This window comes from Pseudomonas sp. 9.1(2019) (assembly GCF_009910445.1).
GTDB classification, from domain to species: domain Bacteria; phylum Pseudomonadota; class Gammaproteobacteria; order Pseudomonadales; family Pseudomonadaceae; genus Aquipseudomonas; species Aquipseudomonas paraversuta.
In genome coordinates this window covers 21,059-46,578 of sequence record NZ_VBWF01000004.1, presented here as the reverse complement: position 1 = coordinate 46,578, position 25,520 = coordinate 21,059, and the positions used below count along the sequence as shown (strand labels likewise).

At 59.2% G+C, this 25,520-nt stretch carries 24 protein-coding genes; 11 read left to right on the top strand and 13 right to left on the bottom strand.

Translation table 11 applies throughout. The annotated features are described in order from the left end of the window. From FEZ21_RS04775 to FEZ21_RS04765, 3 genes are all read right to left on the bottom strand, one after another. On the bottom strand, nt 1-1,077 hold the full coding sequence (locus FEZ21_RS04775; protein WP_003444536.1) for a putative 2-aminoethylphosphonate ABC transporter ATP-binding protein: 1,077 nt from the start codon (nt 1,075-1,077) through the stop codon (nt 1-3). Nucleotides 1,078-1,307: 230 nt separating this feature from the next. Next, a complete protein-coding gene (locus FEZ21_RS04770; protein ID WP_160626555.1) occupies nt 1,308-2,171 on the bottom strand; it encodes a LysR family transcriptional regulator in 864 nt (287 codons plus the stop codon). Nucleotides 2,172-2,187: 16 nt separating this feature from the next. Next, nucleotides 2,188-4,500 carry a heavy metal translocating P-type ATPase gene (locus tag FEZ21_RS04765; protein WP_160626553.1) on the bottom strand — a complete coding sequence of 771 codons (2,313 nt, stop codon included), beginning with the start codon at nt 4,498-4,500 and terminating at the stop codon, nt 2,188-2,190. 84 nt (nt 4,501-4,584) lie between these two features. Here FEZ21_RS04765 and cadR point away from each other — a divergent pair, with 84 nt between their 5' ends. After that, the gene (gene cadR / locus FEZ21_RS04760; protein WP_003444544.1) at nt 4,585-5,034 is read left to right on the top strand and encodes a Cd(II)/Pb(II)-responsive transcriptional regulator; all 450 of its coding nucleotides are present in this window, start codon (nt 4,585-4,587) and stop codon (nt 5,032-5,034) included. A gap of 121 nt (nt 5,035-5,155) precedes the next feature. On the opposite strand, the gene FEZ21_RS04755 is transcribed toward cadR, so the two are convergent. Further along, nucleotides 5,156-6,127: a thymidylate synthase gene (locus FEZ21_RS04755; RefSeq protein ID WP_003444545.1), complete on the bottom strand. Its 972-nt coding sequence runs from the start codon at nt 6,125-6,127 to the stop codon at nt 5,156-5,158. A gap of 53 nt (nt 6,128-6,180) precedes the next feature. Then, the gene (gene lgt, locus FEZ21_RS04750) at nt 6,181-6,984 is read right to left on the bottom strand and encodes a prolipoprotein diacylglyceryl transferase (protein WP_010657386.1); all 804 of its coding nucleotides are present in this window, start codon (nt 6,982-6,984) and stop codon (nt 6,181-6,183) included. Between the two features lie 167 nt (nt 6,985-7,151). On the opposite strand from lgt, the gene FEZ21_RS04745 reads away from it, so the two are divergent. Further along, nucleotides 7,152-7,898 carry an NRDE family protein gene (locus tag FEZ21_RS04745; RefSeq protein ID WP_160626551.1) on the top strand — a complete coding sequence of 249 codons (747 nt, stop codon included), beginning with the start codon at nt 7,152-7,154 and terminating at the stop codon, nt 7,896-7,898. A gap of 63 nt (nt 7,899-7,961) precedes the next feature. Here FEZ21_RS04745 and ptsP read toward each other — a convergent pair whose 3' ends face one another. Both ptsP and FEZ21_RS04735 read right to left on the bottom strand, forming a co-directional pair. Continuing rightward, nucleotides 7,962-10,241 (bottom strand): phosphoenolpyruvate--protein phosphotransferase, encoded by a 2,280-nt coding sequence (ptsP, locus tag FEZ21_RS04740; protein WP_003444550.1) that lies wholly within the window; start codon nt 10,239-10,241, stop codon nt 7,962-7,964. 21 nt (nt 10,242-10,262) lie between these two features. Then, a complete protein-coding gene (locus tag FEZ21_RS04735; protein WP_003444551.1) occupies nt 10,263-10,742 on the bottom strand; it encodes an RNA pyrophosphohydrolase in 480 nt (159 codons plus the stop codon). A gap of 143 nt (nt 10,743-10,885) precedes the next feature. Here FEZ21_RS04735 and FEZ21_RS04730 point away from each other — a divergent pair, with 143 nt between their 5' ends. Next, entirely contained in the window at nt 10,886-11,542 is a 657-nt protein-coding gene (locus FEZ21_RS04730) for an HAD family phosphatase (RefSeq protein ID WP_127196542.1), read from the top strand. Between the two features lie 61 nt (nt 11,543-11,603). On the opposite strand, the gene FEZ21_RS04725 is transcribed toward FEZ21_RS04730, so the two are convergent. Together FEZ21_RS04725 and ilvA are read right to left on the bottom strand one after the other, a co-directional pair. Then, nucleotides 11,604-12,032, bottom strand: coding sequence for a DUF2269 family protein (locus tag FEZ21_RS04725; protein ID WP_003444557.1), 429 nt, complete (start codon nt 12,030-12,032; stop codon nt 11,604-11,606). 37 nt (nt 12,033-12,069) lie between these two features. After that, nucleotides 12,070-13,587, bottom strand: a complete 1,518-nt coding sequence (gene ilvA / locus FEZ21_RS04720) for a threonine ammonia-lyase, biosynthetic (protein WP_003444559.1) — start codon at nt 13,585-13,587, stop codon at nt 12,070-12,072. Between the two features lie 220 nt (nt 13,588-13,807). On the opposite strand from ilvA, the gene rpiA reads away from it, so the two are divergent. Beyond that, entirely contained in the window at nt 13,808-14,479 is a 672-nt protein-coding gene (gene rpiA, locus FEZ21_RS04715) for a ribose-5-phosphate isomerase RpiA (RefSeq protein ID WP_003444561.1), read from the top strand. Nucleotides 14,480-14,549: 70 nt separating this feature from the next. Here rpiA and FEZ21_RS04710 read toward each other — a convergent pair whose 3' ends face one another. Beyond that, complete coding sequence (locus FEZ21_RS04710; RefSeq protein WP_003444563.1) at nt 14,550-15,449, bottom strand: SdiA-regulated domain-containing protein; 900 nt, start codon at nt 15,447-15,449, stop codon at nt 14,550-14,552. A 92-nt stretch (nt 15,450-15,541) separates the two neighbouring features. Beyond that, nucleotides 15,542-16,474, bottom strand: coding sequence for an SdiA-regulated domain-containing protein (locus FEZ21_RS04705; RefSeq protein WP_003444565.1), 933 nt, complete (start codon nt 16,472-16,474; stop codon nt 15,542-15,544). A 969-nt stretch (nt 16,475-17,443) separates the two neighbouring features. On the opposite strand from FEZ21_RS04705, the gene FEZ21_RS04700 reads away from it, so the two are divergent. The 7 genes from FEZ21_RS04700 to FEZ21_RS04670 all read left to right on the top strand — a co-directional run bounded on the left by FEZ21_RS04700 (nt 17,444) and on the right by FEZ21_RS04670 (nt 24,562). Continuing rightward, a complete protein-coding gene (locus FEZ21_RS04700) occupies nt 17,444-18,685 on the top strand; it encodes an SfnB family sulfur acquisition oxidoreductase (protein WP_160626549.1) in 1,242 nt (413 codons plus the stop codon). 14 nt (nt 18,686-18,699) lie between these two features. Beyond that, nucleotides 18,700-19,896: an SfnB family sulfur acquisition oxidoreductase gene (locus FEZ21_RS04695; RefSeq protein WP_003444569.1), complete on the top strand. Its 1,197-nt coding sequence runs from the start codon at nt 18,700-18,702 to the stop codon at nt 19,894-19,896. Next, on the top strand, nt 19,896-21,257 hold the full coding sequence (locus tag FEZ21_RS04690) for an LLM class flavin-dependent oxidoreductase (protein WP_003444571.1): 1,362 nt from the start codon (nt 19,896-19,898) through the stop codon (nt 21,255-21,257). The genes FEZ21_RS04695 and FEZ21_RS04690 overlap by 1 nt, the downstream gene beginning before the upstream one ends. Nucleotides 21,258-21,339: 82 nt before the next feature. Then, a complete protein-coding gene (locus tag FEZ21_RS04685) occupies nt 21,340-22,137 on the top strand; it encodes a MetQ/NlpA family ABC transporter substrate-binding protein (protein WP_160626547.1) in 798 nt (265 codons plus the stop codon). A gap of 2 nt (nt 22,138-22,139) precedes the next feature. Then, on the top strand, nt 22,140-23,261 hold the full coding sequence (locus FEZ21_RS04680) for a methionine ABC transporter ATP-binding protein (RefSeq protein WP_160626544.1): 1,122 nt from the start codon (nt 22,140-22,142) through the stop codon (nt 23,259-23,261). Then, nucleotides 23,251-23,895 (top strand): methionine ABC transporter permease, encoded by a 645-nt coding sequence (locus FEZ21_RS04675; RefSeq protein WP_003444575.1) that lies wholly within the window; start codon nt 23,251-23,253, stop codon nt 23,893-23,895. Before FEZ21_RS04680 ends, FEZ21_RS04675 begins: the two co-directional genes overlap by 11 nt. A gap of 40 nt (nt 23,896-23,935) precedes the next feature. Continuing rightward, on the top strand, nt 23,936-24,562 hold the full coding sequence (locus tag FEZ21_RS04670) for a bifunctional 2-polyprenyl-6-hydroxyphenol methylase/3-demethylubiquinol 3-O-methyltransferase UbiG (RefSeq protein ID WP_127197071.1): 627 nt from the start codon (nt 23,936-23,938) through the stop codon (nt 24,560-24,562). A 45-nt stretch (nt 24,563-24,607) separates the two neighbouring features. Here the strand turns inward: FEZ21_RS04670 and FEZ21_RS04665 are convergent, their stop codons facing one another. Both FEZ21_RS04665 and FEZ21_RS04660 read right to left on the bottom strand, forming a co-directional pair. Further along, nucleotides 24,608-25,066: a transposase gene (locus FEZ21_RS04665; RefSeq protein WP_039736989.1), complete on the bottom strand. Its 459-nt coding sequence runs from the start codon at nt 25,064-25,066 to the stop codon at nt 24,608-24,610. A gap of 206 nt (nt 25,067-25,272) precedes the next feature. Beyond that, entirely contained in the window at nt 25,273-25,488 is a 216-nt protein-coding gene (locus FEZ21_RS04660) for a molybdopterin-binding protein (protein ID WP_003444581.1), read from the bottom strand. Nucleotides 25,489-25,520 lie beyond the last annotated feature (32 nt).

Below are 25,520 nucleotides of genomic sequence, written 5' to 3'. Positions count from 1 at the left end.
TCAGGCAAACACCTGCAAGCTGTTGGGCGGCAGGGCGACAAAGATGTCCGGAGCGCCAAGGCGCGGCAGATCCTGGGTGCCGACTTCGGCAGTGAGTGCATGGCCTGGCAAATGATTGAGCTCAAAGCTCATGCGGCAGCGATTGCCAAGAAAGGTGATCTCGCGCACCCGCGCCGGGAACAGGTTCTCCTGGTGCAGCAGCGGGTTCACGCTGATGGTTTCGGGGCGGCAGAACAGGCGGCCCGATGCAGCACGCCCAGCGTCGTCCGCCAGACGCATGTTCATGCCGCCGACCTGGGCGTGGGTGGCGCTGTTGCGCTCAAAGGGCAACCAGTTGCCTTGCCCGACGAACTCGGCCACAAAGGGCGTCGCTGGCCTGTCGTAGATTTCCTGCGGCGTGGCGTATTGCTCGACCTTGCCGTTGTTCATCACGGCAATGCGGTCGGCCATCAACATCGCTTCGTCCTGGTTGTGGGTCACCATCAACGTGGTAATGCCCAGGCTGCGCTGCAGTTGGCGCAGTTCGGTACACAGATGCTCACGCACCCGGGCGTCGAGGGCCGACATGGGCTCGTCGAGCAACAACAGCGAAGGTGACGGCGCCAGGGCTCGGGCCAGGGCTACCCGCTGCTGCTGGCCGCCGGAGAGCTGGCCGGGGAATTTCTTTTCGCTGCCGGTCAGGCCCACCAGCTCGAGCATGGCTGCCACCCGCTTGCGCACCACGTCGCGATTGCTACCGGCCAGGCCGTAGGCGATGTTGGCTTCGACTGTCAGGTTGGGGAACAGCGCGTAGGACTGAAACAGAATCCCGTAATCACGAGCTTGAGGTGCGAGGTCAGATACATCGCGATCACCCAGATACAGCACACCGTTGTCCTGGCGTTCGAGCCCGGCGATGCAGCGCAGCAGGGTGGTCTTGCCGCAGCCCGAAGGCCCGAGCAGGCACACCAGTTCGCCAGCGGCGACCTCCAGCGACACATCATCCAGCGCATTGAAAGCGCCAAAGCGTTTGCTCACATTGCGCACCTTCATCGGTACGCCCGGTTGGGTAAAAGCGGTTGCGTTCGAGCTGTTCATGGATGCACCTCATCAAGCAGATGGGGGTCATCCTAGAGACGCAATGCGTACAGAATGTGGCAAGAACGCAAAATCAGCCGATAGGGGTATTGGTGGATTTTGGATACAGAGCCCCACAGATTCCCGCAGGAGCGAGCTTGCCTCGCGATACAGGTAACTCGGTTAACCAGTCAAAACGAGGTGATTCGATCGCGAGGCAAGCTCGCCCCTACGGTTTTTTTTGTATGGGCTCAGGCCGGGGCCATTTCCTGCGCCAGGCCCAAAAAGGCTGCCGGCAGCCGCGCCGATTTGCGCTCTTTGAGGCAGTACAGGTATTCCGCGATCTGCGGCGCACCTTCGAGGGTCAGCACCCGCAATTGCGGATCGTGGGGCACTTCCTGACGGGCAATGATGCTGATCCCTATGTTGCGCAACACCGCCTCGCGAATCGACTCCCGACTGCCGATTTCCAGCAGCGGACCAAAGCCCACACCGGCGCCGCCCAGCAGCTGCTCCGTGAGTTTGCGGGTGGTCGAACCCTGTTCGCGCATCAGCAGACAATGCCCGGCCAGCGCGCTGAGCGGCACGTGTTCGAACTTGGCCAGCGGGTGATTGCGATGCACCGCCAGCACCAGCGGGTCGGTGCCCAGAGTCCGGCGAATCAGCCGTGGATCCTCCACCAGTTGCGACGAAGCGGCGATATCAACCCGGTACTCGTCCAGGGCTTCGAGCACTTGCTGGGAATTGCCGATGTCCACCGACACGGCAATTTGCGGCAGTCGCTCGCGAAAGTTTTTCACCAGATCGAGGATGTAGTACGGCGCAGTGGCCGCGATGCGCAAGGTGCCAGTGCCCTGACCACTGTTGCGTAGAAAAAACTCGATATCGCCCTCTTGCTGAATCAGCGCCTTGACCATCGGCAGCAAACGCACGCCGTCATCGCTGAGGGTCAGGCGCCGTCCGCCGCGGTAGAACAACTCCACCGCGTACTGGCTTTCAAGCTGGCGAATCTGTGTGGTCACGGTCGGCTGACTGAGCCCGAGCTTTTTCGCTGCCTGAGTAATGCTGCCCAATTGGGCCACCCGGTAAAACGCTTTCAGCTCGGCACTCAGCACTGCGGCCTCTCATGATCTATTTGCGCAACAGGCGCAAACCGTTGAACACCACCAACAGGCTCACGCCCATGTCGGCAAACACGGCCATCCACATGGTGGCCAGACCCAGGAAGGTTACCGCAAGAAAGATCCCTTTGATGACCAGTGCCAGAGCAATGTTTTGCTTGAGGATGCTGGAGGTCTGACGTGACAGACGAATGAATGCCGGTATTTTGCGTAGATCGTCGTCCATCAGGGCGACATCGGCGGTTTCTATCGCGGTATCGGTGCCTGCAGCCGCCATGGCAAAACCAATTTCGGCACGGGCCAGTGCCGGGGCGTCGTTAATCCCGTCGCCGACCATGCCCACGTGATGCCCCTGGGCGTACAGCGCCTCAATCGCCTTGAGCTTGTCGTCGGGCAACAAGTTGCCCCGGGCCTGATCGATACCCACCTGGGCCGCAATGGCACTGGCGGTATGCGGGTTGTCGCCGGTCAGCATCAGGGTTTTGATCCCCAGTTCATGCAACTCGCGGATCGCTTCGCGGCTGGATTCCTTGACCGTATCGGCCACGGCGAACAACGCCAGCGGACCTGAACTGTCGCAAAGCAAAATCACGGTTTTACCCTGCTCTTCCAGGGCAAAGAGTTTTTCTTCCAGGGCCGGGGAGCACAGGTTCAACTCTTCAACCAGACGATGGTTGCCCAGGTGGTAGAGCTTGCCGTCGATTTCACCGCGTACGCCGCGTCCGGCCAGGGCAGTGAAGTTATCCACAGGCCGTAGCGCCAGGTTTTTATCCACCGCGGCGTTGGCCACCGCCAGAGACACCGGGTGATCGGAGCGGCTGGCCAGACTCGCTGCCAGCAACACGGCGCTCTCGGTCATCAGCGGGTCGAGTGGCAGGTAATCGGTTTGCACCGGCTTGCCGTGGGTGATGGTGCCGGTTTTATCCAGTGCCAGGAAATCCAGCTTGTGACCGCTTTCGAGGTACACACCGCCCTTGACCAGAATACCTTTGCGCGCCGCTGCCGCCAGACCGCTGACGATGGTCACGGGAGTCGAGATCACCAGTGCACAAGGGCACGCCACCACCAGCAACACCAGGGCGCGATAGATCCAGTCAAACCATACGCCCCCCATAAACAGGGGTGGAATCACGGCCACCGCCAACGCGAAGATGAACACCACCGGGGTGTAGATTTTCGCGAAGCTGTCGACAAAGCGCTGAGTCGGAGCCCGGGCACCCTGGGCTTGCTCCACGGCGTGAATGATTCGCGCCAGGGTCGAATTGCTGGCCGCAGCAGTGACCCGGTATTCCAGCGAGCCGGCCTGGTTGATGGTGCCGGCAAAAATTTTATCGCCGACAGTCTTCTCGATCGGCAGGCTTTCACCGGTGATCGGCGCCTGATCTATGGTCGAACTGCCCGAAACCACTTCACCGTCCAGACCGATGCGCTCGCCGGGGCGAACCCGCACGATAGCGCCCAGTTCGACGTCTTTGACCTCAAGTTCCCGCCACGATCCATCAGGCTGTTGCACGGTGGCCTTGTCCGGCGCCATTTGCATCAGGCCGCCGATGGCGTTGCGCGCCCGGTCCAGGGATTTGGCTTCGATCAGTTCGGCCACGGTAAACAGGAACATCACCATGGCCGCTTCTGGCCATTGGCCGATCAGCACCGCGCCGGTCACGGCAATGCTCATCAGCGCGTTGATGTTCAGGTTGAGGTTCTTCAGGGCGATCCAGCCCTTCTTGTAGGTGGTCAGGCCGCCGCTGAGGATCGACACCAACGCCACCAGGGCAATCACCCAGGCAGGAGCGGCATCGGTAAAGTGCAGCACTTCGGCCGCCAGTGCGCCAACACCGGCCACGGCCAGCGGCCACCAGTGTTTCTTGGCCGGCGGGGTGACGGGGCCGGCATCCGTTTCCGATTCCAGCGGGTCGGCCTGCATGCCCAGGGACTTGATGGCCGCAATGATCGGCTCGGTGGACGGCAGGTCATGGGTCACACCCAGCACCCGATTGATCAGGTTGAATTCCAGTTGCTGCACACCCGCCAGCTTGCCCAGTTTGTTCTGGATCAGGGTTTGCTCTGTGGGGCAGTCCATGGCTTCGATACGGAAGCTGCTCAAGCGGGCGCCCGCCGTAGGGGCAGCGCTGAGCTTGATCACGCTCGGAGCTTCGGCCGCAGTGCAGCAGCCGTGCCCATGGCCGGCATGTTGATCTTTCTTGCCGTGATCGTGATCGTGATCGTGATCGTGATCGTGATCGTGATCGTGATCGTGATCGTGATCGTGATCGTGATCGTGATCAGCATGGGGCTTGTGGTGGGTGTGAATGGAATCGCTCATCAGGTTGCGTCCGAAAAGGTGCCTGTTGCCAAGTAAAGACCCTGTAGCCACTATAGGGTCAAGCACCCTTTCGGAGATAACCTGATGAAAATTGGTGAACTGGCGAAATTGACCGACTGTCAGGTCGAAACCATCCGTTATTACGAGCGCGAAGGGCTGCTGCCGGAGCCGGCACGCAGTGAGGGCAACTACCGCCTGTATACCCAGGCCCATGTAGAGCGACTGACGTTTATTCGTAATTGCCGCAGCCTGGACATGACCCTGGAGGAGATTCGCAGCCTGCTGAACCTGCGGGACAGTCCGCAGGATCAGTGTGAAAGCGTGAATGCGCTGATCGACGAGCACATCCACCACGTCAAGGCCCGGATCGACAGCTTGCTGGCCTTGCAGACACAGCTTTTTGACCTGCGCCAACGCTGTGGTGAAGGGCCGAACGGCGAACATTGCGGGATTTTGCAGCAGCTGGAGGTCAGCGGCTCAGTCAGCGCCCCGGAAGGCGAGCCGAGTCATGTGGGCAGAAGCCACGGGCATTGATAACAGCAATAACAGCAATAACAGCAAAACCTGTAGGAGCGAGCTTGTCTCGCGAGCCTTTTAAGGATCGCGAGCTTTGTAAGGTTCGCGAGACAAGCTCGCTCCTACAGGAGACAGGGGTTTACACCGCCATCGGCGCAGTCATGGGCGCATGGTGCTGGTAGCCTTCGAGGCTGAAGTCACCCGGCTCGATCAGGCCCAGCCACTCCGGCTGGTACACGCCAGTCTTGGCAAATTCCGGTACACGGTCCGAAATCACCAGTTTGGGCATCGGGAACGGCTCGCGGGTCAGCTGTTCGTTGAGCATGTCCAGGTGGTTTTCATACACGTGGGCATCACCGATGAAGTAGGTGAACCAGCGTGGCGTGTAACCGGTCAGGCGACCGATCAGGCTCAGCAGTGCGGCACCTTCGGTCAGGTTGAACGGCGTGCCCAGGCCCAGATCATTGGAGCGGATGTAGAGCGTCAGGGAAATTTCCCTGGTCTCGACATTCGGGTGGAACTGATACAGCAGATGGCACGGCGGCAGGGCCATTTCGTCGAGCTGGGCGCAGTTCCAGCCGTGGAACAGAATTCGCCGGCTGCCCGGGTCGTTGATGATGGTGTCGACACACTGGCGCAACTGATCGATGGCCTTGTACAGCACCACGTAGGCCTGGCCGTCTTCTTCGCCCTCGGCAATCTGCCGGTAACCCTGGCTCAGGCACAGCTCGATAGCCGCCTGGTTGCTGCTGGCGATTTGCTTGTATGCCGGCCATTTGCGCCATTGCACACCGTAGATTTCACCCAGGTCGTCTTCACCCTGACGGAACGGGTTGGCCAGCCACTGGGCGTTTTCGTTGGCATTCTGGTCCCACACCTTGCAACCCAGGGCGCGGAAATCTGCAGCACTGTTTACCGGGCGCAGAAAACCGCACATCTCGCCAATCGCGGATTTGAACGCCATACGGCGGGTGGTGATGGCCGGAAAGCCTTCCTTGAGGTCATAGCGCAACATGGCGCCGGGCAGACTGATGGTCTTCACCCCGGTGCGGTTGGCTTGCAAGGTGCCATTTTTGATGACGTTGGCGACGAGGTCGAGATATTGCTTCATGGTTTTCCTACCGTTTGAATGCAGGGCGCTGTACGCCCTGCGATTCGAATTCATTACGCAGCTTTATGAGCCGCTGGATCGCGCTGGTATGCCCACCAGATCAGGAGCAGACCGCCGAGGATCATCGGGATGCAGAGAATTTGCCCCATCGTCACCCAGCCGAACGCCAGATAGCCCAGCTGGGCATCCGGCACGCGGACGAACTCGACGATAAAGCGGAAGATGCCGTAGAACAGGGCGAACATCCCGGAAACTGCCATCGTAGGCCGTGGTTTACGCGAGTACAGCCAAAGGATCAGGAACAGTGCCACACCTTCCAGCGCAAATTGATAAAGCTGCGACGGATGGCGCGCCAGTTGCTGGGGATCGGTAGGAAAGATCATTGCCCACGGCACATCGCTGGCCTTGCCCCACAACTCGGCATTGATGAAGTTGCCGATACGTCCTGCGCCCAGGCCAATCGGCACCACAGGCGCAATGAAGTCCATGATCTGGAAAAACGACTTGCCGTTGCGTTTGCCGAACCACCAGACGGCCAGCATCACGCCGATCAGCCCACCGTGGAACGCCATGCCGCCTTTCCAGACCTCCAGAATCAGCAGCGGGTTGGCAATGTAGGCGCTCAGGTCGTAGAACAGCACGTACCCCAAACGGCCGCCGACAATGACGCCCATGGCCACCCAGAACACCAGATCAGAGAGCTTCTCCTTGGTCCAGGTCGGGTCGAAGCGGTTGAGACGTCGCGACAGGATCAGCCAGGCAGCACCAATGCCGATCAGGTACATCAAGCCGTACCAATGGATTTTCAGCGGACCAATGGCCAGTGCCACCGGGTCAATCTGCGGGTAAGGCAGCATTGCGACTCCTTGTTAGATCAGGAAACTCAAACCGGCACAGGACAACAGCGCCGCATACAAATTTGATCGGCATGGTAACGGAAGGGAGGCCTTGGGCTCTAGTGAATGGCGTGACAGGCTCAGGCAATCTATAAGTACAGTGATTAAAAAAACATTAAGGACTGCCCATGTGTCTGATTGTGTTCGCTTGGCGCCCCGGCCACGCCCAGCCTCTGGTCGTGGCGGCCAACCGTGATGAATTCTATGCACGCCCGGCAAAGCCCCTGGCGCAGTGGGTCGATACGCCTCAAGTGTATGCCGGCCGTGATCTGGAGGCCGGGGGCACCTGGCTGGGCATTGGCGCCAACGGGCGCTTTGCGGCGCTGACCAATATTCGTGAGCCGCACAAGCCGCCTTCACGGCGTTCGCGGGGGGAGCTGGTATCTGACTTTCTGAGTGGAAACCAGTCAATTGGCGAGTATTTCGCCGATGTTGGCCGCCGTTCTGTGGAATATGCCGGGTTCAATCTGTTACTGGGCACTGCCGATCAGCTCTGGCACTACAACTCCCAGGATGTCGCACCGCAGCTGCTCGACGCAGGGGTATATGGCTTGTCGAATGCCGGGCTGGATACGCCATGGCCCAAGTTGCTGAAAGCCAAGGCGGCTCTGGCCGAGGTTCTCAATGACCCTCAACCCCAGGCCCTGCTCGCACTGCTCAGTGATCGCCAGACGGCGCCCTTCAGTGATTTGCCTGATACCGGTGTGGGCCTGGCCACGGAAAGCTTGCTGTCGAGCGTATTCATTTCCAGCCCCAGCTACGGCACCCGCGCCAGCACCGCGCTGATTGTCAACGCAGACGGCTCGAGACTGATGGTTGAACACAGCTTTGGCCCGTTGGGTGGGCGCCTGGGAGAGGTAAGAATCCAGGGATGACTCGGATTCCACTGTAGGAGCGAGCTTTTAACAGCTCGCGCCTACAGTCCTGCAGAGGGACGATCAATACGGCTTGATCGCCGCCGGATTCATCATGCGGGTCAGGCCCATGTTTTTCAGAGCCAGTTGCACGGTGCTGCGAATCACCTGCGGGTTGTCGATGGTCATCACTTCGGCCAGCAGTTCCTTCGCGCGGCTCAGGCTGACCTGACGCAACATCCACTTCACTTTCGGCAAGTTGGTGGCGTTCATCGACAAACTGTCAAAACCCATGGCCATCAGCAAGATTGCCGCCGCCGGATCACCCGCCATCTCACCGCAAATACTGACCGGCTTGCCTTCGGCATGTGCATCGCGCACCACTGATTGCAGGGCCTGCAGCACCGCCGGGTGCAAGTAGTCATACAGATCGGCTACCCGCGGGTTGTTACGGTCCACGGCCAGCAGGTATTGGGTCAGGTCGTTGGAGCCCACCGACAGGAAGTCCACCTGGCGCGCCAGCTCCTTGGTCTGGTACACCGCTGCCGGAATTTCGATCATTACCCCGATTGGCGGCATCGGTACATCAGTGCCTTCGTCGCGCACTTCACCCCAGGCACGGTGCAGCAGGTGCAGGGCTTCTTCAAGTTCGTGGGTGCCGGAAATCATCGGCAGCAAAATACGCAGGTTGTTCAGGCCTTCGCTGGCCTTGAGCATGGCCCGGGCCTGCACCAGAAAGATTTCGGGGTGGTCGAGGGTGACGCGGATCCCGCGCCAGCCAAGGAACGGGTTGTCTTCTTTGATGGGGAAGTACGACAGTGACTTGTCGCCGCCAATGTCCAGGCTGCGCATGGTCACCGGTTGCGGATGGAAGGCTGCGAGTTGCTCGCGATAAATCGCCAGCTGCTCCTTTTCGCTCGGAAAGCGCTGATTGATCATGAACGGCACTTCGGTGCGGTACAGACCTACGCCTTCGGCGCCACGCTGCTGTGCACGGGCCACATCTGCCAGCAGGCCGGTGTTGACCCACAATGGCATGCGATGCCCGTCAGGTGTGATGCACGGCAGCTCACGCAAGGCATCCAGGCCTTGTGACAGCTGGCGTTCTTCTTCGACAACCTCGGCATATTGCTTGCGCAGCACATCGCTGGGGTTGGTGTAGACCTCGCCATGGTAGCCGTCGACGATCATCTGGATGCCGTCGACCCGGGAGTACGGCAGGTCAACCAGACCCATTACCGTCGGAATCCCCATGGCCCGGGCCAGAATCGCCACGTGGGAGTTGCCCGAACCCAGTACCGACACCAGGCCCGCAAGCTTGCCTTCGGGTACTTCACCGAGCATGGTCGCGGTCAGCTCTTCGCTGACCAGGATGGTGTGGTCGGGGTAGACCATGGTTTGCTGGCGGTCATGTTGCAAATAGGCCAGCAGACGCCGCCCGAGGTCACGCACATCCGACGCCCGCTCGCGCAGGTAGTCGTCGTCCATCAATTCGAAACGGTTGACGTGATCAGACACCACCTGGCGCAACGCGCCCTGGGCCCACTGGCCGGTCTTGATCACATTTTTGACTTCGCTGCCCAGCGACGCATCGTCGAGCATCATCAGATACACGTCGAACAGCGCCTGTTCTTCGGGCCGCAACTGGGTGGCGAGTTTTTTCGACACCGCGCGCATATCGTTGCGCACACCTTCGAGGGCGGTTTTGAACAGCGCAATTTCAGCCGGGATATCGGTAATGCTCTTGTCCGGAACCACGTCCAGATCGGCCGGGGGCAACATGACCACCGCCGTACCGACCGCCGCACCGGGCGAACCCGGTACACCGACGAACTTGGCTTCCTGAATGCCCTTGCCCTGACGTCCCAGGCCGCGGATCGAGCCCGTGGCTTCGGCATGGGCAATAACCCCCGCCAGCTGCGCGCTCATGGTCACGAGGAAGGCTTCTTCACCCTCATCGAACTGACGACGTTCTTTTTGCTGGATGACCAGAACCCCCACCACTCGGCGGTGGTGGATGATCGGCGCGCCGAGGAAAGAGGCATACCGCTCTTCACCGGTTTCTGCAAAGTAACGATAACGAGGGTGATCGGCGGCGTTTTCGAGGTTCAGAGGTTCTTCACGGGTGCCCACCAGACCCACCAGGCCTTCGTTGGGCGCCATGCTGACCTTGCCGATCGAGCGCTTGTTCAGGCCCTCGGTCGCCATCAGGACAAAACGATTGGTCTCTGGATCGAGCAAATAGACCGAGCAGACCTGACTGCCCATGGCCTCTTTGACGCGCAGCACAATAATCCCCAACGCCGCCTTGAGATCCTTGGCGGAGTTAACTTCCTGGACGATCTTGCGCAGCGTATTGAGCATGGCTCGGGGTCGAACTCCGTGTCAGGCGCGCGTTAAAAGGCGCGGGGCAAGCTCTTTGAGAGCGCGACGGTAAACCTCGCGCTTGAATGTCACCACCTGGCCCAACGGATACCAATAACTGACCCAACGCCAGCCATCGAACTCCGGTTTACCGGTCAAATCCATCCGCACCCGTTTCTCGTTGGAGACCAGGCGCAGCAAAAACCACTTTTGCTTCTGACCGATACACAGCGGTTGGCTATGGGTACGGACCAGACGTTGCGGCAAACGATAACGCAACCAGCCTCGCGTGCAGGCGAGTATTTCCACATCTTCGCGCTCAAGGCCAACTTCTTCGTTCAACTCACGGTACAAGGCGTCTTCCGGCGTCTCATCAGGGTTGATACCACCCTGGGGAAACTGCCACGCGTCTTGATTGATTCGGCGAGCCCAAAGTACCTGACCAGCATCATTTGTCAGAATAATCCCGACATTAGGGCGGAAACCATCGGGGTCGATCACGGCAACAACCTCGCAAACGCATGTCACCGCATTGTTCCACAAAGGTTGTGAAAGCAGCAACGCGCCTTCCCGCCTTATGTGCACTCTTATGAAAAGACCGTATTCTTGTGGCCTTTTAACAGACACTTCAGCGGGTAATTTCAATGCGACTGGCTTTATTCGACCTGGACAACACCCTTCTGGGCGGTGACAGCGATCACGCTTGGGGCGATTACTTGTGCCAGCGGGGCATTCTCGACGGCGACGCTTACAAGGCGCGCAACGATGCCTTTTATCAGGATTACCTGGCCGGCAAACTCGACAACGCCGCCTACCTTAATTTCAGCATGGAAATCTTTGGCCGGCATGACATGGCTCAACTGGATCAATGGCACCGCGAATTCATGCGCGATTGCATCGAGCCGTTGATGTTGCCCAAGGCACAAGCCCTGCTGGAAAAACACCGTGCAGCAGGCGACACGCTGGTCATTATCACGGCCACCAACCGCGTGGTAACGGCACCGATCGCCCAAAAGCTCGGCGTGGAACACCTGATTGCCACCGAGTGCGAAATCGTCGATGGCCGCTATACCGGGCGCAGCACAGACGTGCCGTGCTTTCGTGAAGGCAAGGTGACACGCCTGAACCGCTGGATCGAAGAAAATGGCTACAGCCTGGATGACAGCTGGTTCTATAGCGACTCGATGAACGACTTGCCGCTGCTGGAGCAAGTGACCCACCCGGTGGCGGTTGATCCTGATCCGAACCTGCGGGCCGAAGCCGAAAAACGCGGCTGGCCAGTGATGACGCTGCGCGACTGATCCGACACCCACCCCCACAACCTACTGCAGGAGCGAGCTCGCTCCTGCAGATACAACAGGGTCAAACCGGCTTGGCACCCATCAGCCCGGCAATGGCGATAAAGCAAATCGTACAAAAAATCGCCAGCCCCAGCGTAAATCCAGGATGTCTGGCCACTCGCCCCAACCGCAGGCGATTGAGCCGTACCAGCAACCACAACCAGCTCAAGCCGCCCACCAGGTACAAACTGCTGCCCGCCAGCAACCACAGCTGACTCAGCGGCCAGCCGGCCATGTGCACCAGAAACCAGCCGCTCACCGGCAACGCTACCAGGCACAGGGCCATTAGCGCCCAGACAAAAGCCCAGGGCCGTCTGACGATGCCGCCCGACAGGTCTTTATCCCCTGCCCGCCAGCGTCGAATCACCACCACCAGCAACACAATGGCGCTGACCAACAGCAGCAGTGTCGATACGCCATGCAGCAGTTTTAACGCGGTGAACGTTTCCATTTGATTAATCCCTTGAGCCGTTCAGTCAGCGTAGCGGCTATCGGCCAAGAAACAGCTGATACGCCGGGTTATCGCTCTCATCCCAATATGGGTAGCCAATCTCGGCCAGCGCGGCAGGCACCAGATGACGCTCATCGGCAGGCACTTGCAGCCCGGCCATGACCCGACCATCGGCCGCCCCGTGGTTACGGTAATGAAACATCGAAATGTTCCAGCGCCCGCCCAGCTTGTGCAGGAAGTTGAACAGCGCGCCCGGGCGCTCCGGAAACTCGAAACGGAACAGCAGTTCATCGCTGACCTTGGCTGCATGCCCGCCAACCATGTGCCGGATGTGCAACTTGGCCAGTTCGTTCTCGGTCAGGTCGATCACCGGGAAGCCCTGTTCGGTCAGGCTGGCCAGCAGTGCGCTGCGGGGGTCGTTTTCCGGATGGGTCTGCACCCCAACAAAAATGTGCGCCTCGCTGCCGGTGTGGTAGCGATAGTTGAATTCGGTGATCTGACGCTTGCCGACGGCCTGGCAGAACGCCTTGAAACTGCCCGGCACCTCAGGAATGGTCACCGCGATAATGGCTTCGCGGCCCTCACCCAGCTCGGCTCGCTCGGCCACATGGCGCAGGCGGTCGAAGTTGACATTGGCACCGGAGTCGATGGCAACCAGGGTCTGGCCACGCACACCGCGCTGCTCCACATACTTCTTGATCCCTGCCACACCCAGGGCGCCGGCAGGTTCGGTGATCGAGCGGGTATCGTCGAAAATATCCTTGATTGCCGCACAGATTTCGTCGGTGCTGACGGTGATGACTTCGTCGACGTAGTCTTTGCAGATATCGAAGGTGTGCTGGCCAATCTGGGCCACGGCCACACCGTCGGCGAAAATCCCGACCGCAGGCAGCACCACGCGCTCGCCGGCCGCCATCGCAGCTTGCAGGCAGTTGGAATCATCGGGCTCGACGCCAATGATCTTGATCTCGGGACGCAGGTATTTCACATACGCGGCAATCCCGGCGATCAGCCCGCCGCCGCCCACCGGCACGAAGATCGCATCCAGCGGTGCCGGGTGCTGGCGCAGAATCTCCATCGCCACGGTGCCCTGCCCGGCAATGGTATGCGGGTCATCGTAGGGGTGAACGTAGACGTAGCCTTCCTTCTCGACCAATTGCAGCGAGTAGGCCAGGGCTTCCGGGAAAGTATCGCCATGCAGCACCACGATACCGCCCCGGGAACGCACACCTTCGACCTTGATCTCGGGGGTGGTTTTGGGCATGACGATGGTGGCCTTGACCCCCAGTACCTTGGCTGCCAGGGCCAGCCCCTGTGCATGATTGCCCGCCGACGCGGTAACTACGCCACAGGCGCGCTCGGCGTCGCTCAAGTGCATGAGCTTGTTGTAAGCGCCGCGAATCTTGAACGAGTACACCGGCTGCAAATCTTCGCGCTTGAGCAAAATATGGTTGCCCAGCCGCGCGGTGAGCTGGTTGGCAGCTTGCAAGGGAGTTTCTACGGCAACGTCATAAACGCGCGAGGTGAGGATTTTCTTAACGTACTGTTCGAGCATCGGAAAGCTTCACTGGGCGGGTTGGCAGGGACCAAGGAGTCTACCCCAGCGTTTGCGCAACCGACCACACGAAAGGGAAGGTTTATTGGCCCGCTCCCCCATCCAGCGGCAGCGGGCTTGCCAGCGACCAGCATGGCGCCAGACATCAGGCCGTCCACATCCCCGGTTAGTTGCCTCTATAATGCCGGCCTTTCTGTTCCCCTTCCCGCCCGGAGCCCCCATGACCCAGGACCAACTCAAACAGGCCGTAGCCCAGGCTGCCGTCGACTTCATCCTTCCAAAGCTGGATGACAAGAGCGTTGTAGGGGTCGGTACCGGCTCCACGGCCAACTGCTTTATCGATGCCCTGGCTCTGCACAAGGGTGCCTTCGACGGCGCCGTGGCCAGTTCCGAAGCCACTGCCGCCCGCCTCAAGGGCCACGGTATTCCGGTTTACGAACTGAACACCGTCAGCGACCTGGAGTTCTATGTCGATGGCGCAGACGAAAGCGACGAAAACCTGAACCTGATCAAAGGCGGCGGCGCAGCCCTGACCCGCGAGAAGATCGTGGCCGCTGTGGCCAAGACCTTTATCTGCATCGCCGACGGCAGCAAGCTGGTCCCGGTACTGGGCGCGTTCCCGCTGCCCGTTGAAGTGATCCCGATGGCCCGCAGCCATGTAGCCCGCGAACTGGTCAAGTTGGGCGGCGACCCGGTTTACCGCGAAGGTGTAGTGACGGACAACGGCAACATCATCATCGACGTGTTCAACATGCAGATCACCAACCCGGTAGAGCTGGAGCGTCAGATCAACGCCATCGTCGGCGTCGTGACCAATGGCCTGTTCGCTGCCCGCCCGGCTGACCTGCTGTTGCTGGGTACCGCCGAAGGCGTGAAAACCCTGACCCGCTAAGCCCAACTTGTAGGAGCGAGCTTCTCAAACCGCCATCAAGAGCTCGCTCCTACGGTTTGTTTTTAATGTTTTATGGCTTTTTGAACACGTAGAACAGATTCGGCTCACTCACCACGTATAACGCTCCTTCGTCGTCCATGGCGACACCTTCCGCTTGTGGCACTGTTTTTTTCAGGCCATGACGGCCCTTTTTCAGCGACAGCGTGCTGATGGGCCGCCCGTCTATATCCAGCTCCAGCAACAACCTCGACTCATCGGACAAGGCCAGCAAATGCCCGCTGCGCTCGTCAAACTGCAAACTCGACAGATCGCGCACAAATAACCGGGCATCGCGCCGCGCATTGCTCACCACGTGGATGGCATACGGCGTTTGGGGATTGTCCTGAGGGAAGCCCCGCACTTCGTAAATCAGCATCGGATCCCGCTCCTTGGCCACAAACAGACGCTTGCCGACCGAGTCGTAGGCCAACCCTTCAAATCCCTTGTTACCCCGCTGATGGATCCCCAGCGTCAGCTGCTTCGCCTCCCGGGCATCGAGTACCTGAGTGTTGTCATCAACCTTGACCTTGAACAGCCGCTGCTCATGTTCGTCGGCAATCACGTAGGTATTGGCGTCAATAAACTCGACTGCCTCGGCATCGCCAAACCCGATCAGGGCAATACGCCGCAGAATCCGGCCATCCAGGCTCAACTCCACCAGTTCGCTTTTTTTGTTGGTCACGGTAAACAGGCTTTTACGCAGCGGGTCGTAGGTCAGTGCCGAGACATTGTCCTCAAGCCCTTCAATCACCTGGCCTTGCAGCACGGCGCGATACTCGCCCAGATTGATTGCTGCGGGGTTAGCCTGTTGCCATAGCCGGCTGACCTTGAACCAGGTGTGCTCGAACAGACGGTAATGTTGTGCGGCGAAACCCGCAGCCAGCAGAGTCAGGCACAGCACAAGAGCGGTAGCACGATTGAAGCGGCGCATTGAGACGAACCCTAAACAAATCAGGCGGGTGAAATACCACGACTGGCTGAACTCAAACTTAATAACGCCGCCGGTCTTGCGCCGCAACCGGCTCAAGGTTTTTTCGGAGTTTTCTCAAAGCGATAAAACAGATTCGGCTCACTGACCATATACAGGGTGCCGTTTTCATCGATCGCCACCCCTTCAGCCCGGGGAATGGTGTTTTTGAGACCATTGAAACCGCGCAGCAAGGTCATGAAACTGACTTGCTCGCCCAGTTCATCGAGCTCCAGCAACATGTGCGAATCCGCCGAAAGCACCAGGGTATGGCCGGTTCTCGGATCAATGCTCAAAGCCGAAAGGTTGCGCAAATCCAGTTCATCGCTAGGCACCTTCTGCTTGCTTCCAGAGAGGACCTGGCCGCCGTCGCTTTTCCATACATACAACTGCGGCGGGCGCTCTTCGCCCAGCAACAGTTGCTGGCGGCGCGGGTCCCAGGCAATGGCCTCGAAGGCTTTGTTCTGGTTCCTGGAGGGGCCCAGGTTGTACTTGGGGAAGTCGGCGATATTCAGGGTTTTGGTATTGGCATCGATATTGACGATGGTCAGCAAGTGCTCACGCTCATCGACAATGGCCAGCAGACCATTTTCCATCACCGTCAGGCCTTCAGGGTTGCTCCAGCCCACCAGCGGAATTTTGCGCAGGACATCGCCATCGAGGGTCAGCTCCACCAGAAACGGGTTCTTGCCCATCACCGAAAACAGGGTTTTGCTCAGCGGGTTATAGGCCAGGTCCGACGCTTCATCCTTTTCCATCCCCGGTAATGGCTTGCCATCAATAACCGCCGTGTAGTCCGGCAACCACACGCTTTCGTTCTGTTCTTGCGGGTTCTCAAATTGCTCCAGCACCCACAACGCCCCCCGGTCATCCCAATGCATGATGGCCGCCACCCCATAGAGCACGGCGCCAAGCAGTACAAGCCAGTAATACCAGCGCAGGCTAAAGCGAGAGCGTGCAGGCGGGGTCAGCTGAGGGTCTGAAGCCATTTGAATAATCTTCCGGGAAATTTGGCAACGTCTAAATATCACAAAGCGGGCAAATCCACTGCCTGGCTCGAACCTATTATGCAGATGCGTTGTGAAATAAATGATAAATGCAGCGAAATACACACCGGAATCGGGGGGCTGTGAAAAAATGTTACGAGGCAGGCCTGCCACGGCTTGCAAAGGGTTTTTCTAGCGCCACTGAGGAGTGCGTCGGGATCGTGCTCAGTGGGTCCCCTGAAAGGGTTTGAGTGGTTTGATCAAATACGTTTGCAACATGAATCAAAGATAAAAAAATCACAGCATATATAGACATGCCGATTAAAAAGCCGCACTTAAAGTTTCAGTGCGGCTATGTTCATGGGTCGTTCTGTTAGTTATGCGATCGGGTGTCGACTACAGGAATACCTGAATGTAATGGACGTTATCTTTAAAGCCTCCCTGGTTTGATAGTCAAGCCAGGGCGGCTCGTCCTTTCTCGAACGAGAGCTTAAAAATAGGAGCGAGGGGTACGAGAAGGTAACTGAAAAGGTGTAACCGGCGAGGGTGACGTAGCTGACCAAGGTGTATGAACGGCGTTTCTGTTCGCTGAGTTGGTCTGCCCCGGTTTTTGTAAATCACCACGGGACAAATACGGCAAAAGCCTCTCACGGACTGGTCCTTGTTCCAGCAAACAGGACAGATCCATATCGCGCATGGGTGGCACTCGCAGGGCTCCCCCGGGTAATGCAAAGCCGCAGCCCCTCTGGCGCAACAGCCAGCCAGGACGAATCGTCTATCCATATTCCTAAAAGTTAGTTCTTTTAATTTTTATACTCAATTAGGGTATATGCACCGGACCACCGGACTTTCCAGCTTTTATCTGCACCGCTCAAGCGGTGCTCCAATGAGATGCGAGGTAGGTATGGTCCGTAACACAATTACCCTTGTGGAAATCGCCAGGGCATTGCGTGCAGCCAAGGAGCAGCAGTGATGTCGAATCTGGCTAATGCACACCTGCAAAGCGACCTGGATGTCGCCCCCTTGTTGCTCGCAGCGCACATCCTGCGCACCGACAACGAAGCCCTTGAAGCCGCACGCGATCTGGCTGGCGCCGCCCGTGAGCACGCGGCCAGGCGCGATCAGCAACGCAAATTGCCCTGGTCACTTATTGAGCAGTTCACCCGCAGTGGACTTGGCAGTATCTCCATTCCCCGGGAGTTCGGCGGGCCACAGGTTTCCTTCGTCACCCTGGCTGAAGTGTTTGCCATTATTTCGGCCGCCGACCCGGCGCTGGGGCAGATTCCGCAGAACCAGGTGGGCATTCTCAATCTGATTTCCAGCACCGCGAGTCAATCGCAAAAAGAGCAACTGTTCAGCAGCGTGCTGCAGGGCTGGCGCATCGGTAATGCGGGGCCTGAACGCGGCAGTAAAAACACCCTGGACTTGAAGGCACGCATAACCGCTGACAAGAATGATTTCGTCATCAGTGGTCAGAAGTTTTACTCCACCGGTGCACTGTTCGCGCACTGGATTGCAGTCAAGGCGCTCAACGACGACGGCAAACCGGTCATGGCCTTTGTTCGCCGCGGGACTCCCGGCCTGCGCGTTGTCGATGACTGGTCCGGCTTTGGCCAGCGCACCACTGCCAGCGGTACCGTGTTGCTCAACAGCGTGCGCATTGATGACGAACTGGTCATCGACAGCTGGCGTTTGGGCGAAGTGCCGAACATTCAGGGCTCGGTGTCGCAACTGATCCAGGCCGCCATCGATCTGGGCATCGCCCGCGAAGCCATCACCGACACCATCAGTTTTGTACGCGAACGTTCCCGGCCGTGGATCGACGCCAGGGTCGAGCGCAACAGCGATGATCCCTATGTCATCGCCGACATTGGCAAATTGAAGATCGAGTTGCATGCCGCCGAAGCCTTGTTGCGCAAAGCCGGCCGGGTACTGGATGAAGTCAGCGCCGCACCGATTGACGCGCAGGCCGCCGCCCGGGCCTCGATTGCCGTGGCCGAAGCCAAGGTGCTGAGCACCGAGCTGTCGTTGCTGGCCAGCGAAAAACTTTTCGAACTGGCGGGCAGCAGCGCCACCCTCGCCCGTTTCAACCTCGACCGACACTGGCGCAACGCACGGGTTCATACCCTGCACGACCCGGTCCGCTGGAAATACCACGCCATCGGCACCTACCGCCTCAACGGCACCCTGCCTGCCCGGCATTCCTGGATTTGACTACGGAGATACCCATGTCCCTGATATCCAAACAGGTCCCGGTCATCCGCAGTGATGCCGAGGCCCTGAGCGTAGCCCGTGAACTGGCCGCACATTTCAAACGCGAAAGTGCTGTACGCGACCGCGATCGACGCCTGCCGCTTGATGAACTCGAACTGTTTTCCCACACCGGCCTGTGGGGCATTACCGTGCCGCAGGCCTGGGGTGGCGCCGGCGTGTCCAATGTCACGCTGGCTCAGGTGGTGGCATTGATTGCTGCTGCTGACGCCTCGCTGGGGCAAATTCCGCAAAACCATTTCTATGCACTTGAAGTACTGCGGGTCAATGGCACGCCGGCACAACAGGCGCGGCTATATGCCGAGGTCCTGGCCGGACAGCGCTTTGGTAATGCCCTGGCCGAAATCGGCACTAAAACCGCCCACGACCGTACCACCCACCTGGCCAGGGCCGAAGACGGCTACCGCATCACCGGTCGCAAGTTTTACGCCACCGGCGCCCTGTATGCGCAGCGTATTCCGACCTCGGTGGTGGATGATAACGGCGTACAGCACCTGGCGTTCGTGCCCCGCGACAGCGACGGCCTGACCGTGATTGACGACTGGAGCGGCTTCGGCCAGCGCACCACCGGCAGCGGCTCGGTGCTGTTCGACAATGTGTTCGTCGCCGCTGATGACGTGATCCCGTTTCAAAGCGCCTTTGAGCGCCCGACCCCGGTTGGCCCGCTGGCGCAAATCCTCCATGCCGCCATCGACACCGGCATCGCCCGCGCCGCCTTTGAAGACGCGCTGCATTTTGTGCGCACCAAGACCCGGCCCTGGATCGACGCCACCAGCGATATCGCCAGCGAAGACCCGCTCACCCTGAAAAGCTTTGGCCGCCTGAGTGTGCGTCTGCATGCCGCCGAAGCCTTGCTGGAGCGCGCCGGTGAACTGCTGGATATCGCCCAGGCCAATACCCATGCCGGCACCGTGGCAGCTGCCTCGATTGCGGTGGCAGAAGCGCGCGCCATCAGCACCGAGATTTCGCTGGCCGCAGGCAGCACCCTGTTTGAACTGGCGGGCAGCCAGGCCACCCTCGCCGAACACGGGCTCGATCGCCACTGGCGCAACGCCCGGGTCCACACCCTGCACGACCCGGTGCGCTGGAAATATCACGCGGTGGGCAATTACTACCTCAACGATACGAACCCGCCATTGCGGGGGACCATCTGATGAGCAAAAAGAAAATCCTGATCAATGCCTTCAACATGAACTGCATTGGCCACATCAACCACGGTCTGTGGACGCATCCACGGGACAACTCCACCCAGTTCAACACCCTCGAATACTGGACTGAGCTGGCGCAGCTGCTGGAGCGCGGGCTGTTTGACGGGCTGTTTATCGCCGATATCGTCGGCGTCTACGACGTCTATCAACAGTCGGTTGATGTGCCGCTCAAGGAGTCGATCCAGCTGCCGGTCAACGACCCGCTGCTGCTGGTATCGGCCATGGCGGCCGTAACCAGAAACCTTGGCTTTGGCCTGACCGCAAACCTGACCTACGAGCCCCCGTATTTATTCGCCCGTCGCATGTCGACACTGGACCATCTGACCCGCGGCCGTGTGGGCTGGAACATCGTCACCGGGTATCTGGACAGCGCGGCCAAAGCCATGGGCCTGAGCGAACAGGTCGAACATGACCGGCGTTACGACCAGGCCGATGAATACCTGGAGGTGTTGTACAAACTCTGGGAAGGCAGCTGGGAAAACGGCGCCGTGGTCAACGACCCGGCACAGCGCATCTATGCCCGTCCCGACAAGGTGCACAAGGTCAGACATGCCGGCGAGTTCTACCAGGTCGAGGGCTATCACCTGTGCGAACCCTCACCCCAGCGCACGCCGGTACTGTTTCAGGCCGGCAGTTCGGATCGCGGCCTGGTGTTTGCCGGGCGCCATGCCGAGTGCGTGTTTATCAGTGGCCAGACCAAGGCGGCGACCAAAACCCAGGTCGACAAGGTTCGCGCCAGCGCCGCGGCGGCAGGACGCAACCCGGATGACATCAAACTGTTTATGGGCCTCAACGTGATAGTCGCGCCCACCGAAGCCCTGGCCCGGGCCAAGCGCGACGAGTACCTGGGCTATGCCAGTGCCGAAGCCGGGGTGGCGCATTTTTCCAGCTCCACAGGCATCGACTTTGCCGACTACGAACTGGACGAGCCGATCCAGTACGTGAAGAACAACGCCATCCAGTCCGCTACCAAAGTGCTGCAAAACAACGACTGGACCCGGCGCAAACTGCTTGAACAACACGCACTGGGCGGGCGCTACATGACATTGGTGGGCTCACCGCAACAGGTGGCCGACGAGCTCGAATCGTGGATCGAAGAGACCGGTCTGGACGGCTTCAACCTGACCCGCATCGTGACGCCGGAAAGCTATGTCGACTTTATCGATCTGGTAGTCCCCGAGCTACAACGCCGGGGCTCCTACAAGACCGCATATGACACCGGCAGCCTGCGGCAAAAACTCTTTACCGAGGGCGACGCGCACTTGCCTGAACGGCATACGGGCGCCGCTTACCGCCAACCCGAATAACCCTGCAGGAGCGAGCTCACGAGCCGTCTGATGCTCGCTCCTGAAGGATTTGAATTCTGAATTTTTGAATGGAATTTGCCCCATGCACAAAAAAAACTTAACCCCACTGGTTCTGGCGCTCGGACTGTTCAGCGGCATCGTGTTCGCCAGCGACGCCCCGCTCAAGGTCGGCACCACGGCGGCCTTTGCTCCCGCCCTTGAAACGACGGTGAACGAAGCCAGGAAGCAAGGCCTGGATGTCGAGCTGATCGAGTTCAGCGACTGGATCGCTCCCAACGTCAGCCTCAACAGCGGCGACATCGACGTGAACTACTTCCAGCACATCCCGTTCCTGGAAAATGCCAACGCTGCAGGCGGGTTTAACCTGGTGCCCTATGCCAAAGGCATCATCAACAACGTGGGCCTGTACTCGAAAAAATACAAAAGCCTGGACCAACTTCCCCAGGGCGCTACGGTGGCCATCGCCAATGACCCGATCAACAGTGGACGCGGCCTGCAACTGCTGGCCAAGGCCGGCCTCATCACCCTCAAGCCCGGCGTAGGCTACAAGGCGACCGAAGAAGATATCGTCGCCAATCCGAAAAACATCAAGATCCTGCAGGTCGAAGCCGTACAGCTGGTACGCGCCTATGACGATGCCGATCTGGTGCAGGGGTACCCGCACTACATACGCCTGTCGAAAAACTTCGATGCCAACTCGGCGCTGTTGTTTGACGGCATCGACCACCCGGAATACGTCATTCAATTCGTGATCCAGCCCAAGAACAAGGACGACCCGCGGCTGGCCAGATTTGTCGATATCTACCAGCATTCGCCTGTGGTCAAAGCCTCGCTGGATAAGGCCTACGGCACCCTGTATCAACCTGGCTGGGATAACTGAACATGAACGTGGCAATTGCTCGCGAGCGGCTCGATCAGCCGCAGCCAAGCGCGACCCACACCCGGTTGCACCCTGAACTGAGCCAGGCCCATGTGCGTTTTATCGGTGTAGGCAAAACCTATGACGGCCAACAGGGGCCGGTGGATGCCCTCAAGGATATCGACCTGGCGATTCAGCACGGGGAGATTTTCGGCATTATCGGTCGCAGCGGCGCCGGCAAATCCTCGCTGATTCGCACCATCAATCGCCTGGAACAACCCAGCAACGGTCGCGTGCTGATCGATCAAATCGACATCGGTGACTTCGATGAAAACCGGCTGGTGGCGCTGCGCCGACAAACCGGCATGATCTTCCAGCACTTCAACCTGATGTCAGCCAAGACCGTGTGGCAGAACGTCGAACTGCCGCTCAAGGTAGCTGGCGTACCCAGACTGCAGCGGGAACAGAAAGTCCGCGAGTTGCTGGAGCTGGTGGGCCTGCAAGGCAAGCACAAGGCCTACCCGGCGCAACTGTCGGGAGGGCAGAAACAACGGGTTGGCATTGCCCGCGCGCTGGTCCACGACCCGGCCATCCTGCTCTGTGACGAAGCCACCTCGGCCCTTGATCCGGAGACCACCCAGTCGATACTCGGTCTGCTGCGCGAGATCAATCAGCGCCTGGGCCTGACCATCATCCTCATCACCCACGAGATGGCGGTGATTCGCGATATCTGTCACCGCGTGGTGGTACTGGAACAAGGCCGGATCGTCGAGCAGGGCCCGGTGTGGCAAGTGTTCGGCGACCCGCAGCATGAGGTCAGCAAAACCTTGCTCGCACCGCTGCAGGACAACCTGCCCGAAGCCCTGAAAAACCGCATCAGTGCGCAGCCGGCATCGTCACATTCGAGTGTGATTCTGCGTCTGCGTTTTACCGGCAGCCAGGAGCAGGAACCGGACCTGGGTGCGTTGTTCAGCGCCCTGGGCGGTCAGGTGCGGCTGCTGCATGGCGGGGTTGAGCAGATTCAGGGGCACGCCCTGGGCCAACTGTTGCTCAGCGTGACCAGCAGCTCTCTGGGGGCAGACGAATTACGCAAGCGCGCCGGACAATGGGCACAACAGGTCGAGGTCGTGGGTTATGGGATTTGAACGTCTATGGCAGGGTGTGATCGACACCTTTTTAATGGTCGGTGTGTCGTCACTGATCGCATTAATCCTGGGCATTCCGCTGGCGGTGATTCTGGTCACCAGCGGCAAGGGCGGTATTTATCAGGCCCCCAGGCTGAACCAGGCACTGGGCGCGTTCGTGAACCTGTTCCGTTCCATTCCCTTTCTGATTTTGATGGTGGCGCTGATCCCCTTCACCCGCCTGATTGTCGGCACTACCTACGGCGTCTGGGCTGCCGTCGTACCCCTGACCATCGCCGCTACGCCGTTCTTCGCACGGATCGCCGAAGTCAGCCTGCGCGAAGTGGATCACGGCCTGATCGAGGCCGCGCAAGCCATGGGTTGCAAACGCCATCACATCATTTGGCACGTGCTGTTGCCTGAAGCCTTGCCGGGCATTGTCGGCGGTTTCACCATCACCCTGGTGACCATGATCAACTCATCGGCCATGGCCGGAGCCATAGGTGCCGGTGGCCTGGGTGACATTGCCTACCGCTACGGTTATCAGCGCTTTGACACCCAGGTCATGCTGACCGTGATTGTGTTGCTGGTGGTGCTGGTGGCGTTGATTCAGCTTGGCGGTGATCGCCTGGCCCGCGTACTGAACAAACGCTGAGGTATAGTCGGCGGCCAGACTGCCGCCGACCGAGCCTGCCATGACCCTCGATGCAAAAACCCTCGAACAGATTGCTGCCACCACGCTGGAGCATTATCAGCAGAGTGCCGAAGGCTTTCGCGAAGGGACTCGCGACCATGATGTGAGCCAGAACATCGACGCATTACTGCGGCATATCCAGGGCAGAGCGCCATTTACCCTTCTGGATTTTGGCTGCGGTCCGGGGCGCGATCTGCAAACCTTCACCCGCCTGGGGCATGTAGCGGTCGGGCTCGACGGCACTGAACGCTTCACCCAGATGGCCCGCCAGGACAGTGGCTGTGAAGTATGGCATCAGGACTTTCTCAAGCTGGACCTGCCTGCCGAACACTTTGACGGCATCTTCGCCAACGCCTCGTTGTTCCACGTACCGACCCAAGAGCTTGCGCAAGTACTGGGCAAGCTGCACGCCACCCTGAAGCCTGGCGGCGTACTGCTGAGTTCCAACCCGCGCGGGGACAATCGAGAAGGCTGGAATGGCCAGCGTTACGGGGCATACCACGATCTGGAAAACTGGCAGGCGATGCTTACCGGGGCGGGTTTTGTCGAACTGGAACACTACTACCGCCCCCCCGGCCTGCCCCGCGACCAGCAGCCGTGGCTGGTGAGTGTGTGGCGCAAAGCCTGACTCCCCGCCTTGAAAGCTCGCGAGGCAAGCTCGCTCCTACAGGGGTTAGAGCCATATGGCATCCCAGTGCGGGTAATCGCCCAGGCGCTGCACCAAACCTGCCCGCAGGGGGTTGGCGACGACATAGCGGGCGACGCTTGCCAGATCTTCGTCATAACGAATCGCCCGGTCGTGATAGCCCTTTTGCCAAAAATGATTATTGCGTTTACAGGCCGCGTTAATCACTCGAGCACTGCACGATTTTGTCCGTCTCATGACTGTCGCTAGGCTGGCGTCTTGTAGTTCGATCAACCAATGAAAGTGATCGGGCATGACGACCCAGGCGAGTGATTTAACCAATCCCTCGCTTTGAGTTCTGCGAAGTTCATTGATTAAAAGTCGAGCGCTATGAAAGTTGCTGAAAGTCGGTTCACGGTCTTTCACCACGGCCGTGAGCAGATAAATCCGACCCGTCTCAGAGACTCTGCCTGTGCGAAGCCGACATCCATGGATAGAGCCTGACATTCCTTTACCCTCTGAATAAGTATCAAAAGACAAAGACTAATGGGGGCTCAAAGCTCTGAAACACGATGGTAGTTCTGAATATGTCTGGTCTGTAGGAGCGAGCTTGCTCGCGAGCTTCAAAGGCTCGCGAGCAAGCTCGCTCCTACAGATAAAGCATAAAAAAACCCCGAGGGGCTTACACCGCTCGGGGATCGGTCTTTCATGCTTTACAACTTGGCGATGGATACTTCGGTGGATTTTACAAAGGCGATTACTTCGCTGCCCACTACCAGCTCCAGCTCTTTGACCGAACGGGTGGTGATGACCGAGGTAACGATGCCCGATGCCGTCTGTACGTCGATTTCCGAAAGCACGTCGCCCAGCACGATTTCCTTGATATGGCCTTTGAACTGGTTGCGAACGTTGATGGCTTTGATGGTCATGGTGTCGATTCCTGTCTTGGGATAGAAAAGTG

What these genes read in the sequence shown, in the direction of transcription:
- FEZ21_RS04710 (WP_003444563.1), bottom strand. Translation starts at nt 15,449, where the DNA reads ATGCGCCGCTTCAATCGTGCTACCGCTCTTGTGCTGTGCCTGACTCTG.
- FEZ21_RS04680 (WP_160626544.1), top strand. Translation starts at nt 22,140, where the DNA reads ATGAACGTGGCAATTGCTCGCGAGCGGCTCGATCAGCCGCAGCCAAGC.
- FEZ21_RS04665 (WP_039736989.1), bottom strand. Translation starts at nt 25,066, where the DNA reads ATGTCAGGCTCTATCCATGGATGTCGGCTTCGCACAGGCAGAGTCTCT.
- FEZ21_RS04730 (WP_127196542.1), top strand. Translation starts at nt 10,886, where the DNA reads ATGCGACTGGCTTTATTCGACCTGGACAACACCCTTCTGGGCGGTGAC.
- FEZ21_RS04685 (WP_160626547.1), top strand. Translation starts at nt 21,340, where the DNA reads ATGCACAAAAAAAACTTAACCCCACTGGTTCTGGCGCTCGGACTGTTC.
- FEZ21_RS04745 (WP_160626551.1), top strand. Translation starts at nt 7,152, where the DNA reads ATGTGTCTGATTGTGTTCGCTTGGCGCCCCGGCCACGCCCAGCCTCTG.
- FEZ21_RS04690 (WP_003444571.1), top strand. Translation starts at nt 19,896, where the DNA reads ATGAGCAAAAAGAAAATCCTGATCAATGCCTTCAACATGAACTGCATT.
- FEZ21_RS04700 (WP_160626549.1), top strand. Translation starts at nt 17,444, where the DNA reads ATGTCGAATCTGGCTAATGCACACCTGCAAAGCGACCTGGATGTCGCC.
- ilvA (WP_003444559.1), bottom strand. Translation starts at nt 13,587, where the DNA reads ATGCTCGAACAGTACGTTAAGAAAATCCTCACCTCGCGCGTTTATGAC.
- FEZ21_RS04725 (WP_003444557.1), bottom strand. Translation starts at nt 12,032, where the DNA reads ATGGAAACGTTCACCGCGTTAAAACTGCTGCATGGCGTATCGACACTG.
- FEZ21_RS04765 (WP_160626553.1), bottom strand. Translation starts at nt 4,500, where the DNA reads ATGAGCGATTCCATTCACACCCACCACAAGCCCCATGCTGATCACGAT.
- FEZ21_RS04775 (WP_003444536.1), bottom strand. Translation starts at nt 1,077, where the DNA reads ATGAACAGCTCGAACGCAACCGCTTTTACCCAACCGGGCGTACCGATG.
- FEZ21_RS04675 (WP_003444575.1), top strand. Translation starts at nt 23,251, where the DNA reads ATGGGATTTGAACGTCTATGGCAGGGTGTGATCGACACCTTTTTAATG.
- rpiA (WP_003444561.1), top strand. Translation starts at nt 13,808, where the DNA reads ATGACCCAGGACCAACTCAAACAGGCCGTAGCCCAGGCTGCCGTCGAC.
- cadR (WP_003444544.1), top strand. Translation starts at nt 4,585, where the DNA reads ATGAAAATTGGTGAACTGGCGAAATTGACCGACTGTCAGGTCGAAACC.
- FEZ21_RS04660 (WP_003444581.1), bottom strand. Translation starts at nt 25,488, where the DNA reads ATGACCATCAAAGCCATCAACGTTCGCAACCAGTTCAAAGGCCATATC.
- ptsP (WP_003444550.1), bottom strand. Translation starts at nt 10,241, where the DNA reads ATGCTCAATACGCTGCGCAAGATCGTCCAGGAAGTTAACTCCGCCAAG.
- FEZ21_RS04705 (WP_003444565.1), bottom strand. Translation starts at nt 16,474, where the DNA reads ATGGCTTCAGACCCTCAGCTGACCCCGCCTGCACGCTCTCGCTTTAGC.
- FEZ21_RS04670 (WP_127197071.1), top strand. Translation starts at nt 23,936, where the DNA reads ATGACCCTCGATGCAAAAACCCTCGAACAGATTGCTGCCACCACGCTG.
- lgt (WP_010657386.1), bottom strand. Translation starts at nt 6,984, where the DNA reads ATGCTGCCTTACCCGCAGATTGACCCGGTGGCACTGGCCATTGGTCCG.
- FEZ21_RS04755 (WP_003444545.1), bottom strand. Translation starts at nt 6,127, where the DNA reads ATGAAGCAATATCTCGACCTCGTCGCCAACGTCATCAAAAATGGCACC.
- FEZ21_RS04695 (WP_003444569.1), top strand. Translation starts at nt 18,700, where the DNA reads ATGTCCCTGATATCCAAACAGGTCCCGGTCATCCGCAGTGATGCCGAG.